Here is a 14,049-nt window from a genome sequence, read left to right as displayed (position 1 = left end):
ACTTGTTTTGTTGAACAAAAAGTATAAATAGATTGAGAAATACCTTCACTATGCAATGTATGATATCAAATAATAATGATTGTGCTCCATAAGGAAAGAATTTCTTTAATTTCTGAATAATACTAATGGTTAATCCATGCGATTCTTATCTATATCCGGCTGTTTGCCTGAATAAATTCAATTATAGCATCATTCAAATACCAAAATGATATTTTACCATTTTGATATTTGAAGATTTGTTTTTATTGATATAACGTACAAAAAGCCATCTATCAGAAGTCTTGAAAATAGTGACGCTATGTCAACAGAATAGTGTCACTATAAGCTACATATAGTGACGCTATACCGAGTCGATAGCGTCACTATTTTATTTGATTGCTTTCTTAATGATTGGACAAACTAAATCAGCATATCTCATCATGCCTAGATCTGTGAAATGAATACCGTCTATAGTAGCTTCTCCATCTTCTCCCAGCATATTTTTGGAAGAGATAAAAATGATATTCTTTTCATTTTCCTTCTTTAGCCGGTTGAATATTTCCTTTAACGTGTCATTCTTTCTTTGCACTTCTTTAGCAATTCTTTCATCATAAAGTGTATGAGTGAAAATCGGATCTTCTATAAAAATGACTGGCGTATCCGGATGTTTACTACGAATGATACGATAGAATGTTTCCATTCGTTCTTTCATCTGTTCTACAGAAGCATTAGGCACAAAGTCTAAAACAAAAACACTGGCATCTACTTCGGCTATCACTTTGGCCACTTCCAAGTCTAAAAGTGCATTTCCGCTAAATCCCAAGTTGATACATTCACGGTTCAATCTTCTCGATATGATATTGGTATGTGCCATCCCCGGACGTGAAGCACAACCTCCTTGAAGAATACTGGTGCCATAAAATACAACCGGCTTTTTGCGGATCGGATAATCAATTAAAGGCTGATCGATGGTGGCTAATGAATCCACTCCTATAGCCAAAGAAACAAGACCATCGTAAAGAGGAAGATAAAGCATATACTCTCTCTCTTCCGGTTGCATATTGGCAATGATCGTTACTTGATTTATCTTTCCTGTTGGTCGGGCACTGTTCACAAATCTCCATAGACAATTTCCCTCCAAACAATATAAATCTAGGCCTTTTACTCCTGTATCAGTCATATGATTCATATGATTATTAAAGAGATTTTCCCATTTCACCGCTATTTGAGTAGAATTGCTACGAAACCGTATGGCCATTCCTGCCGAATTACGGCTCAAATACCAAAGAGGAGAACGAGATATATTCCTTAGTGAATCTGGAAACCTTTCGTATCGTGCACTATTAGTTTCTGTAGCTTTTCCCAATAAAGGGAAGTTTGATGCATCGTGATATATAATTTGGGCAAAGCTTATAGTTTGTCCACAAAGTAAAAGTCCAATCAAAATATATCTTATCATAGTATTTAATTTGCTGGGAATTTAATCTTCTGGGAATATGTCTGTTTTAAGACTTCTCTAACAGAAAGATTATCAATCCCCTTATTATAAAAATAAATCTCACTATTAATCCCCAACTCCCGGTTTACACGGAGCTGCTCCCGTAACAGTTCCGGTGACATTTTGGAACTACTCCCTTCCATCAGAATCATACCAGGTGCAAATAATTGGTTTGGATTATTCTGATGTATATATTTCAATACTTCTGAAACCGTAGCACGATACGCTTCGATACTATAACGATAACACTGAACAGCCAACAAATCACAAACTTTCTCTTTACACCAACGAGGCCATTCCTGCATCAGATTCTCTTCACACCAGGGATAAGGATTTGGGGCGAAACTAATCATAACATTCGGACTCTTTGCTTTAATCCTTTTATATAATCGTTTTGCAAAGGTATTTAAAATATCCAAACGCCAACGTACCCATTCCGGATTATTATAATCTGCAGGAGGATTTTTTCCTTGATGTTGTGATTGATAAAGAGAGACTGTATAGGTATCATATCCAGAGTTTCGAGGCATAGCAGGTAAGCGGTCATCACCTTGAATACCATCTAAATCAGGATAAAGCGTCAATGCCTCTTCTATTAGTTCTATTAAGAAGTTCTGTACAGCAGGATTATAGGCATTGAAGTAATAATCGTGTTGATTGTAATTGGCGGGGTGTTGTTGATTGTCTATTCCTAACCAGTGAGGATTCTTTGCTAATAAAGGATTATCGAGTGATATCGGACGTCCTTCCCCCATAAAACCATATTCAAACCAGAAAAACACTTTTATATCATGCTTATGAGCCTCATCAATCAAATCACGTATCGGGTCATTAGTTAGACTTTGATATTGTTTAGAATATCCGCTTAGCAGATAGCCTTCTTCTTGTGTCTTATAAGTAGAATAATGCATCAATACATCACTCTTATATATTGTTTTAGTTTCCGCATAAGATACAAGGAATATAGAATTCATATTCAACTCATCTAATGTTTTTACAAAGTTCTTCACTCCCTGATAAGTATGTAATACAGAGGTGAAACGAGGAGCAGGAACCCAAACTCCGCGGATTCCTTGCTCTGTTGTTTTTGCTATGCTTTGCAGGCTTATAAATAAAATTGCAAGACACAAACAAAACTTCAATTTTTCACTCATGAATAAAAAATGATTAATTGATAATTTAACTATTCTTTCTTATTATAGTTTTTAGATTACATTATCTTGCAAATAATACAGTAGCAACTGGTCGTTGTTGATGTTCTTTATTACACGGTTTTATAGTCTTTTTACCATTAATCAACATACAACTCGAACCTCCGCCATCTAAATTAAGCGCGTCTACACATCCAAATGCTTTCATCAACCGGGCAAGTTGGTCTAAAGTCATACCTGGAACATCCGGTGTTTGTTCACGTCCTTCACAAACGAACAAAATTAGTTTCCCATCTTGCGTGATTCCTATCGCAGAACGAGGTTGACAAGTCTGTGGATTTATGCCACTTGCAACATCTAACAGTTCTTCTACCCAACTATTACGAATCATTCCATCCTTGATTAACACAGGACCTGCACCAATTCCCATTTTGGCGCTCCAGACTTTTGCTCCTCTCGGAAAACCTTTTGATGGAACCGATAGTGGAGGGCGTGTAGAACTGTTCAAGGCTGGCATATCATATGCATAGGTCTGTTGATCTGATTTATATATCCAGTCAACATGATATGTTCCATCTTTATAAAGACTAAAAACAGAACGGGTAGGATAATATGCAGTCTTTTTACCCTCTAATATACGATTCACAACAGATATGTTGTCAGATAATATTTTTCCATCTTTACATATGAGACTAACAGTTTTTCCATTGGCAAAATATCCTCCATTTAATACAATCACTGGTTTTCTTTTTTCTGACTGGTAAAATTCAGTCGGGGTCTTTACCCCACTTTCTTCACCTCCGACATCTAAACTTCCTCCTTTCTTTGTATCTATAACTGCTATATAAGCATTTGTTCGTGTACTTTCAATCCATTCTGGAGAATGATAAACATTAACGTATTCAGGTAATTTACCAAAAGTAGTGACGCGAGTCCATCCTAGATTTTCAGGATTCTGAAAATCTAATTTTCGCAAATCCATTCGGAAAGGAGCTGCCGGTAATCCGGCATTGTTTATCAGGTTTCCACGCAAAAAATTACGAAAAGCGTAGCGTACATAAACCGGCTGAATTACTTTGTCATTCCATACTTTTACTCGAGAGGTTCCATTTATGATTTCGGCATTGGCAGGATAAAATATACTATCATCGCTCGCAACCTCAAAGCCCACTAAAGGTTCATTCTCCGGGTTTAGTCCATCATCTGCATGATCAAAAAGAATCTCAATAACCTTTCCATTTTTCATATATGAACGATGGATAGGACCACTATATTCAAATCCCTCTAACTGATATGTTTTTGCTAATGCCCAATATGCTAAACGCTGTCCAATTTCTCGTTTTTGGGGAGCATGAATGAATTTCTCCGAACCAAGATCGTTTGTGAAAGCCATACCTGTATTAGAGATTTCATACATGCTTTCCAACTGTGCTTCTCGGAAAATTGCCCTTTGAAACGGTCTGTCTACAGGGGATGCAACAGGAGCAATTTCTGTATAATAAATGGGAAAGTCTTTTGAACGGAACAATGTCCTGTTTTGTTTAGCCCACACAGCAAACAAACGCTGATATTGTTCCGGACGTGCAGAGTTAGACTCTCCTTGGTACCATATCATTCCCTTAATATTATAATTCTCCAGCGGTTTAATCATGGCATTATACAATACAGTAGGAGTACCATTTGCATATTTCGATTGTGGATTTGCTGCCGGAGTCAGATCTATTTCAGGAAATTGTAGAAGGTTTTCTTTACTAATCCATGGCTCAATTGAAGAACCACTCCAAGAAGCATGAATCAGTCCCACCGGTATTCCTAAAACTTTCTGTAATTGATCGCCATAATAATAAGCAGCGGCACTAAAAGTAGAAACAGACTTCGGAGTATTCCTTTCCCACTGGCCAATAACATTCTCCTGTGGAACACTGCTGTAGGCACGCTGCACTGTAAATAATCTTAACAAGCGATTAGGATTTGCATTTACTATCGTATTCTGTGATTCTGCGGCAGGTTGACCACGAAAACCTTTCACTGGCATTTCCATATTTGATTGTCCGGAGCACAGCCAGACTTCTCCAATTAAAACATCATCCAATATCAGTTCTTCACCATCTGAAATGCGAATAGTATATGGCCCTCCAGCTTCTGGAGTTGTGACAGCCACCGACCAATCCCCCTTTCGATTACTATCTACTTCTTGCTGCTGTGCGTTCCATGAGGTATATACAACAACTTTCTTATTAGGTGTAGCTTTTCCCCATAGCTTTACCTCCGACTTTTGTTGAAGCACCATCCCATTACCTAAAATAGAAGGGAGCTGAATTTTTGCTTCACCATAAGAACAATAGGAACACAGGATTAAGATGACATATGTTATTCTTTTTATTAGTAGTTTCATATTTCTATTATGTTCTCCAGAACCATTTAAGTTTTGTAAAAATGATAGCTATTAATGCTGCCAATATGGTGATAATAATTCCCCGTAAGAAACCAAGCCAGGCATTTTGTTGCAGATAGGATAAATATGATGCTACCCCTATTAAATTCAGCACGGGCATTACTACTAGATTAGTGGCCACATAAGCAATCATTGGGTTTTGTCCCGCCATTTCCAATGGACGTGTCAGCTGTCGGCACTTATAAATATCACATAGTATTGAAAAAGCAATCATAGCCATAAAAGCAAGGCCGGCAGTAACAAAATAGTAACTATAGGTTGAATCGTCCTTACGAATTCCGCCTTCATATGCTTCAAAAAACAACCCCAGCATAAGTAAATAAGCTCCAGCAACAAATAGTTTTCTCCAATAATCCATATTGTTGCTTCTTGTTTTCAGAAGCCAATAAATACAAACTAAAATAACAACTGTGCCACACAAGTTTAATAATAACTGACGTGTATACAGGCCATACAGATTAAAAATAATAATCCCGATAGTTAATAATAAAATTAGGGGGATTCTCCTTTTTTCTTCTAAAGGGGAATCAGCCTCACTTTTGCTTTGTAACCATTCTTTTAAGTATTCTCCGGCAATGCTTCCGGGAATTATAATAAACAAGTATTTCAAATAATAAAAACTATACATCCAGGGGATTGGAGAATAGTTCATCAAAGCCTTTACCCAGGAACCATCTGTTTTACTTCCTAAAAAGACAGCCATAATAAATGGAAGGATTGCTATTCTAGCCCATTTATTTTTTGCTGTAAACAAGTATGCCAGCGAACCGAAAATGGACATATTTGCCAGAACCAGAATAATAATATTACTATATGACAGACTAAATTCTCTACCATTAGCATAATTTACAGTAAGCAACATGACAATGCCCAACGTATAGGCAGATAGTTGTATCCCTCCACGTAACCATTTAGACATTTTAACCGGAATTCTCATAAACATGGGAAACATCAGAACAAATGCAAACAGAGCTAACAACCATGATCGCACATCTTGCGGAGAAGATGTTACCCAAGGATACATGTGCTGAATAAAAATTGCAAAGAATGTTAACCGGAATCCACGTAATAGACAATCCCATGCTATTCTTAATTTAGATTCTCCTTTTTCCAGTTTATTGCCGATAGAAAAAGGAAAAGCCGCTCCCATTGCAAATAAAAAGAATGGGAAAACTAGATCAACCCATGTAATTCCATAAAATGATGGGTCAAATGCAAAATTAGAGCGGGGACCTACTTGTGCGTGATACATCCATCCTGGTAATACTCCTGAAGCAATAGTACCTGATAAAACCATAGTAATAATGGCATATCCCCTTAAAGCATCAAGAGAGAAAGCTCTTTTATTCATGACTTATTATTTGAAATAATATATATATTTATTAATATCCTGCACCATTAATATTTACAGATTCAGCACCAGTCTTCTTTTCTGCTTCTGTTGAATTTATGTCAAAATACATTACATCCGGACAGCGCATATCAGTGTATCTTCCTGTATGAAGTGGAGCTTTTACTATTTTACCGTTGTACATCCTGAATAAAAAACTTTCCTTCCATTGGGCACCTTCAACTTTTGTATTCGTGGCTTGTGTTGGCTTTCCTTCATTAGATACTTGGTCAATAGCATTTACACGTTTGAATTCTCCACGGGTTCCTTGTTTGTATCCGGCACATTCATATTCTGATTCATAATGCTTACCGTTACCGTCTACAATAAATTTGAGAACCCCACTTCTTATGATCTGAATAGAAATGGTGACTTCTTCACCCGGATACCAATAATATTCTTTCTGCGCAGGAGCATTTGAATAGTTGGATGCCTGTCCGCTCGAATGACTTGTACGTCTCATGAATGGACGGAATGCTTTTCTTTCAGCACTGATATTACCTTGCTCATCCTTAACAACTTCCCAAGTTAGGCCTATATCAGTCTCTTGTCCACCCATATTCCCTCCTAAATATATAGAAGGATTATCAAGATATTGTCCTGGTTTACTAGGATTCTTACGATCTTCATCGAAAGTTGCTGTAGGCAATTTTATTGTCCCTCCGATACCTAGCCATAAATCTTTACTTGTTACGGCTTTATGATAATAGGCACCGGCAAAGCAGGCAACACTCGCTTGTGGCTTTATCTCATCTTTAAAGTAAGTGTTAATTGGATCTGTGGGTTCTGGTTCCGGTTCTCCATCGTCACTGTCAGAACAGTTATAGAATCCCATAGCTAAACTCAAAAATAATGAATAGAATAAATATTTTTTCATCTTAAATAAGTTTTTTGTAAATCAATAATATTCTTTTGAGGATCAATACCCATTTCCATTAATACTAATCGTTTCTGCTCCTATCTTTCGACCTTCATCAGTTGATGTTACTTCAAAGAAATGACTGTCCGGACAACGCATATCTGTGAAACGGCCTTCGTGAATCGGTACTTTCACAATTTCATTTTTATATTTTCTAAAATAATAGCTCTCATCCCATCGACTATTCAAAACCTTTGTTTTCGTTGCTTGCGCTGGTTTACCTTCATTCGCAACTTGATCAATTGCATTTACACGTTTAAAGGTTCCCAGTTCTCCCGGAATATAACCTTCACAATCATAATCACATTCAAAGCGTTTTCCGGCTCCTTCTATCACAAAATGTACTTTACGAGGTTCTAACACTTGAAAATACATTGTGACTTTTTCGCCCGGATACCAATAGTATTTATCTTCCGGCGGTGCTTGCGCATAATTGGGTTCTTGTCCATTAATATGCTCACTACGTCTCATAAATGGACGAAAAGCTTTCCTCTCTTTGGATAGTTTTCCATCTTTTTCCCGGATAACTTCCCACGCTAATCCGAAGTCAGTCTCCTGATCTCCCATGTTTCCTCCTAAATATACAGATGGATTATCAAGAAACTGTCCCGGCTTCTTAGTGTTTTTTCTAGTTTGATCGAATGATAATTGAGGTAAGGTAACAGTTCCTCCAACTCCCAACCAAACATCCTTACTGGAATTCACCTTGCGGTAATAGGCACCGGGAAAACATTCAATGAATTTCTCTGGTTTCACTTCATTCTTAAAGAATGTTTCTATTGGCTTGGAAGAAGATGTTCTGTATTTATGGGAACAAGCTGTACCTCCTATAATGAGACAAGTAAGAAGAAATATATAATTATAATTCTGTTTCATATTAAATAAGAGATTAAATAAGACCATGTCAATTAGACATGGTCTTATTTATTAGTTATTATTTGCATGCTATGCGGTAGAAGTATAAGCCGGAACCGGTGCAGCCAAATACTGCATATAATTCATTATTTTTCACCATTAAACAAGCAGAAGCTGTGCTATTACCATTAGCTCCCGATGCTTCCATTGTATAATTGAATATTTGATTATATTTACCATCAGTTATATCACAGATACGCATAATACCTTTACTGTCCGCATATACTGTATATGCTACATACACACGATTTTCTATTTTTACCATATCGCCACCAGTAGTAATAAGACCAGACATTCTAGAAACTTCTCCCATTGTACTATTCAACCAAATCAGGCCATTAGCACCCTTTGCAGTATAGAATCCCATATATCCGGACATACCGATGGGCATTGGATTTACAGTCCAGTAAAAACTTGGAGTAGCAACAGGGAATGTATATTTTTGAGGAACAGGATTTAGCACACCTCCTATAACTTTCCAAACAAATACATCTACAGATTGTGCTTTAGGAGCTACAATTGTAGCATCACCATCCAAATCACCAATAATACTAATACCCGCTAAACGAGGAGTTGCAGTCTCGCCAATGACTGATTTATCGAATGAAATAAATTCAGTAGCTTTTGCTGTCACATTACTCCAACGATATATTACAGGTTTATCCGTTCCTAATGCAGCTCCAAGAATATTTCCTTTGTCATCTGTTGCCAATATGCGTATACCATGTGTCGCAATACTCAATCCAACTGCACTCAAATTATCTATTTTATTTCCCGTATAGTCGAAATACGCAGGAGTTTTACTAGAGGAAGAATGGTTGCTCGCAACAATATAAGGATCGCTAATTGCTGTACAAATTAGATTGTCAGATCCAAATCCGACTAATTCTGTATAGTTTTTCTTAAATGTAGGTTCTGCAGAAATTTGAGGTATACCAATTGTAAACTCTGTTGTCACTCCATTACTTCCTTTGATTGAAACCTTATTGTTACCATTCATCAAATTTAATCCTTGACCAGTGAAAGATTCGTCTATTTTATTACCGAATCCAGCAGTCAGTTCTACATTTACAGATGTGAAATCCATCAATGCCGGAATATATGGAACTGCTACATTCTTATCATCTGTAAGCACATAATCAGTTTCAATGCCATTGATAGTCATCGCTTTTATAGATGCAGGACCTACTTTCTCCGTAGTAATAATAAACTCATAAGTATAAATTGTTTCTTCATCTACACCTTTTATTTTAAAACTTCTCGGATTAGTATAGTCCAATGCAACACCATTTTGAAAGTCCATAATTGTCCCATTGATATATTCCATGGTAACCTTTAGTGCTGTAAGGTCAGCCTCTTCCGGAACCTGGACAATCAATGATTCTTCACCAGTATGAATATCACTATTGGGAACAGTCATTCCTTCTATTATAAAAGACACCAATTTAGGAGGAGACTGAATACGCAATTTTGTCTGCACCGTAGTTCCGTCAAATCCATTTAATGTCAAATCAAGGGGTTTACGGGCATCATACTCTTGGTCGTTTATGAAATTGGCAGTACCGTTTATAACCAACAATTGTAGTTTAGCTTTGGATAAATCGACTCCAGCAGGAATCAATACTGTCGTTTCAGTTGCGCTGACGGAAGAAGGCGTGTACAATTCATTATTCACTTTGACTCCTACTATCTGCACAGATTCATAGGCTCTGTTTTCGTCATCATCTGAACAAGAGCTAAAAGTTACAGTGAAAAGTGCAGTGATGCACATTATACTGAATATTAAATTTATTAGTTTTTTCATCTTTCACGAGTATTATATGGTTCATTATTTTTTCTTAATGGAAAAAGCTATTTTCATTTGTTCGAAGAAAGTTTCCCAATCAACATAACAATTATCGAAAATCATCAGACCTGATGAATTCTTTAACGAAGCACCAAACACCTTCCCCTGATCGGAAACGCTTAAATCTGGTAAGCTCATTGAACCTAACAATGGAACTTGTCCACATGTAAGAATATTCCCTAAAGTAATATATCGATTAACTTCTTTAGGTGTTTTATAATAGGTGCCAATCATCAGAAAATCAAGATTACCTAAATAGCTTGTTCTATTATAACTTTTTCCATAGATCTCACTATCCGGGAACGATAATCGATCATCATATTTAAACTGGTTACTAGCCCAATTTACTCCATTCTGATAATACACCTCATACCAGGATCCGACATAAGCTGCCATTTTCAAATCCGGATTCTTTTCAACTTTATACTTATCTACTAATAAGCGAATCCGGTTGGTAAAATCACAAATAGTTTGAGATCGGAAAGTAATCCATTCTTTAAAGAATCTGCCTTTTATTAATACGCCTTCTTTATTTATTCTAAAAGCATCAGCAGGGAAATTTTCTAAAACTTTTCCTTCTTTTTCCAGATATTCTTCAAAGGCGTTTCGAGTTACATGACTAAAATCGGCATATAAATTATCATATCGACAGCGGTCTAATACAATGCCATCTATATCATAATTTTTTAGAACTTCTTCTACACGCAACAATTGAAAGTCCTGTACCTCTTTATTAGAAGGATTCACAAAAGCTAAAGCTAATAACTTACCTTTTGCTGCTTCTTTTCCTCTTGTACTTTCTGTGATTTTCAGAAGTTTGCCTTTATCTTCCGGACGTTGCACTATTTCTTCCCAATCTTTATGCTCATGAAGAATTGCATAATCATTTACAGTTATATTTCCTTCCGTGAAGAAATTAAAGCTAGTATAAACTTTCAATCCGATTTTGTGTGCCTCCTGAAGTACAACTTCCAATAAATCGAAACCATCATCCTTTACTTGTTTATTCGGATTTTTAGTTGCTGTCAGGTAAGGAGTCTTTGAAAGATCATTTTTGCGATAAGAAACATATCCTTCCGGTCCTTTTACATCCAACCCGATTGAAGTGAATCCAGCTTTCTTTACGTTATTAACCATAGTGGTTACTGCTTCTCTATTAGTCAACACTTTTGCATTAGGAAATTGCTCCACCCACATAACCAGTTCGCTCTGTTGTTGATCGGGAGCTTTAGAGAAGACAGCAACAGGCTTACGAGTAATTTCTTTCCCGCCTTTTTTCAAAATCCAGTTAAAGAAATTAGTGCCATTATTCAAAGTTAACTGATTGTGAAATAGTCCTTTTGCTGTAAGGGGCACTGGCTTTATTTCTGTTTGACTCTCTATAAACAACTGATAACCGGCTTTCCTATCATAATTAGCAATACAACCGCTTAATGTAGTCTTACTTCCAACAACAGTAAATAAAAAATCATTATCCAGTTCTATTTGAGGCGGAATACTGCCTTGGGAAAAAGCTATTACTTTATCCAATGAATGTATTTCTCCATTAATTCTTAGCTTTACGACATCTCCTACATGGAAATTTTCAGCAAGAAACTTACGATAGCCATCCTTTGAGTAATCAGCATCATAACCAATTAATGCAAACTCTGCTTGTCCTAATTCTATATCTAAAGGAGTCTTAAATACAGGTTGGATATTCTTAGAGATTACGCCGTTCAGGACTTTTGTTACCTTCATATCTTTATTTACTATTACGGCCGTATATATGCTTTGAGTAGATTTTATAGCATTTTGATATTCCGTAGATAATAAAACAATACCTTTTTCTTGCTTTTCCCAAACAGGATTATTGAATAAGTCTATCTGCTTCTCAGGACCACGTACAGTTAATGTCGGATCTGGACTTGCAGCTTCAATTGTCACTACGGTCTGTGCCGATATAAAAACCGGCACTAACAGTAATGATAATAAAATAATTAATCTATTCATACTAAATGCGTTATATATTACTCACCATATCCTTTATTCTGTTCCAGCCAAGGGCATTTATTTCGCTCTGTTTGCGGGATAGGCCATAAGTAATGTCTGTTATTCCAGCTACGACCTTTATCACGAGATCTTAGTTTATCACCGTATGCAGCATAACTGGCAATATCGTTTATATCTCTGTCCGATCCTGAAGCGCCATAAGAAGGAACCATATCTGGAGTAGCCTGTTCATACCCATCGGGGTATTTTCCTGTGGTCGGATCTACCCCTGTTGCTTTAGGGTAACCATAAGTGGGTTCGGCATTTTGAATATCACCAGTTCTCCAACGACGCATATCAAATAACATTAACGCCTCTTTGGCCAATTCCACTTTACGTTCACGGCGTACAATTTGGCGCATCTTTAATTGATCATTCTCACGTGTCGGATCAACAGATAAGATACCAGGCATATCTACACGAGCTCTAACTCGATCAATTGCATTTACAACCGTTGCATCTAATTCATTAAGTTCTATTTTAGCCTCGGCGTAAGTCAAAAGAATTTCTGCAAACCGCATGATCAGAATGTTATAACTAGGATTGGCATTTGCCTCATCATCGAAATGATTATACTTTTTCCATGCAAATCCTACACCACTACTTACGTAACCATATTGAGCAACAGCACCAGCATAATCTAAGTTGGCAACCAACTTTTCATTACCATCTTTATCCCAAGAGGTCGTTTGAGGATTATAGACTTCCATCAGGAATTTCATTTTGTTGTCTCCCCCAGTATTTCCGATGATAACATCATGATGAGTGTAAACTGTTTCTTTTAAACGAGGATCACGACTATCAAACGGTTTCTTAGGATCATACCCGGAACCAGTCTCATCAATACGTTTACCATTTTTCATTTCGTAAGTATCAACTAACTGTTGGGTAGGAAAACGTCCACTTTGTCCAATCATACGAACTTGTTCACCTAAAGACATATATTGAGTAAACGAATGAATTTGGTTTGAAAACATCATAAATAACATCGTTTCTTTTTTTACGTCTTCTTTTAGTTGTCCTGTCCGTGTAAACAGATCTGCATAATTAGTAGCCAAATCACGTCCACTTTCGTCTATAACTTTTTTAGAAGCTGCTGCTGCAATCTTAAAATATTCTGTAGCTTTAGCCTGATCTTTTTCACCATCCATACCAAAACCAAATTTACACCATGAACCGGCATATAAAGCCAATCTTGCTTTCAATCCTAATGCTACTGATTTGTCGACACGTCCATAATTAGCCGCTGTCCAAGGTAAAATATCGGCAGCTTCGTCCAATGTTTTTAATATATCATCTACAACTTCTTTCCAGGGAGTACGTGAAACCTGCTTTGTCTGTTCTTCCGTTACTGCAGATGTGAAATATGGAATATCCCCCCATAAAGAAACTAGTTGAATATAGTAATGAGATCTCAAAACTTGAATTTCTGCAAGATAAATTTTAGCCTTATCGCTTAATTCATTATAAAAAGGCTTAGCTCCATCCAACACAGAATTACATCTTGCCACAGAAGTATATAAAATAGCCCATGTTTGTTCTACTGTGAAATTTGTTCGTAACTCAATATTACCAACACCAATAGAACTGTTGTCCGCACGTTCGATGCCATAAGGCGTATACATATCCCATAATATACAATAAGGTATACTACTAGTATTACTATGATCCATCAGCAAACGCTGGTAACACCCATTAGCCCCTTGTGCTATTGCGCCATCGTTATTATAAAAATTGGACGATAAATATTCGCTCATAGGCTCTTTATCCAAGTAGTCACTACAGCCTGCTATTCCTAGTGATAATATCAAAGCCCCACTTGCAAGAACTTTGTTATTAAATATATATTTGATTGCTTTTTTCAT

General features: G+C 36.7%; 9 protein-coding genes. All 9 read right to left on the bottom strand.

The annotated features are described in order from the left end of the window. Nucleotides 1-367 precede the first annotated feature (367 nt). On the bottom strand, nt 368-1,438 hold the full coding sequence (locus tag DW862_RS11335) for an SGNH/GDSL hydrolase family protein (protein ID WP_120068226.1): 1,071 nt from the start codon (nt 1,436-1,438) through the stop codon (nt 368-370). 5 nt (nt 1,439-1,443) lie between these two features. Further along, a complete protein-coding gene (locus DW862_RS11330; protein ID WP_120068221.1) occupies nt 1,444-2,631 on the bottom strand; it encodes a glycoside hydrolase family 10 protein in 1,188 nt (395 codons plus the stop codon). A gap of 61 nt (nt 2,632-2,692) precedes the next feature. Beyond that, the gene (locus DW862_RS11325) at nt 2,693-5,023 is read right to left on the bottom strand and encodes a phosphodiester glycosidase family protein (protein ID WP_087319041.1); all 2,331 of its coding nucleotides are present in this window, start codon (nt 5,021-5,023) and stop codon (nt 2,693-2,695) included. A gap of 7 nt (nt 5,024-5,030) precedes the next feature. Continuing rightward, a complete protein-coding gene (locus DW862_RS11320; RefSeq protein WP_120068218.1) occupies nt 5,031-6,434 on the bottom strand; it encodes a DUF5009 domain-containing protein in 1,404 nt (467 codons plus the stop codon). Nucleotides 6,435-6,465: 31 nt separating this feature from the next. Beyond that, a complete protein-coding gene (locus tag DW862_RS11315; RefSeq protein WP_120068215.1) occupies nt 6,466-7,350 on the bottom strand; it encodes a hypothetical protein in 885 nt (294 codons plus the stop codon). Nucleotides 7,351-7,392: 42 nt separating this feature from the next. Continuing rightward, nucleotides 7,393-8,268 carry a hypothetical protein gene (locus tag DW862_RS11310; protein WP_225449793.1) on the bottom strand — a complete coding sequence of 292 codons (876 nt, stop codon included), beginning with the start codon at nt 8,266-8,268 and terminating at the stop codon, nt 7,393-7,395. A 58-nt stretch (nt 8,269-8,326) separates the two neighbouring features. Next, a complete protein-coding gene (locus DW862_RS11305; RefSeq protein WP_120068208.1) occupies nt 8,327-10,111 on the bottom strand; it encodes a hypothetical protein in 1,785 nt (594 codons plus the stop codon). Between the two features lie 24 nt (nt 10,112-10,135). Further along, on the bottom strand, nt 10,136-12,145 hold the full coding sequence (locus DW862_RS11300) for a family 10 glycosylhydrolase (protein ID WP_120068205.1): 2,010 nt from the start codon (nt 12,143-12,145) through the stop codon (nt 10,136-10,138). Nucleotides 12,146-12,162: 17 nt separating this feature from the next. After that, nucleotides 12,163-14,049 carry a RagB/SusD family nutrient uptake outer membrane protein gene (locus DW862_RS11295; RefSeq protein WP_087319035.1) on the bottom strand — a complete coding sequence of 629 codons (1,887 nt, stop codon included), beginning with the start codon at nt 14,047-14,049 and terminating at the stop codon, nt 12,163-12,165.

The organism is Bacteroides sp. AM37-9 (assembly GCF_003603455.1).
GTDB lineage: Bacteria > Bacteroidota > Bacteroidia > Bacteroidales > Bacteroidaceae > Bacteroides > Bacteroides xylanisolvens.
This window is presented reverse-complemented; position numbering and strand designations above follow the sequence as displayed.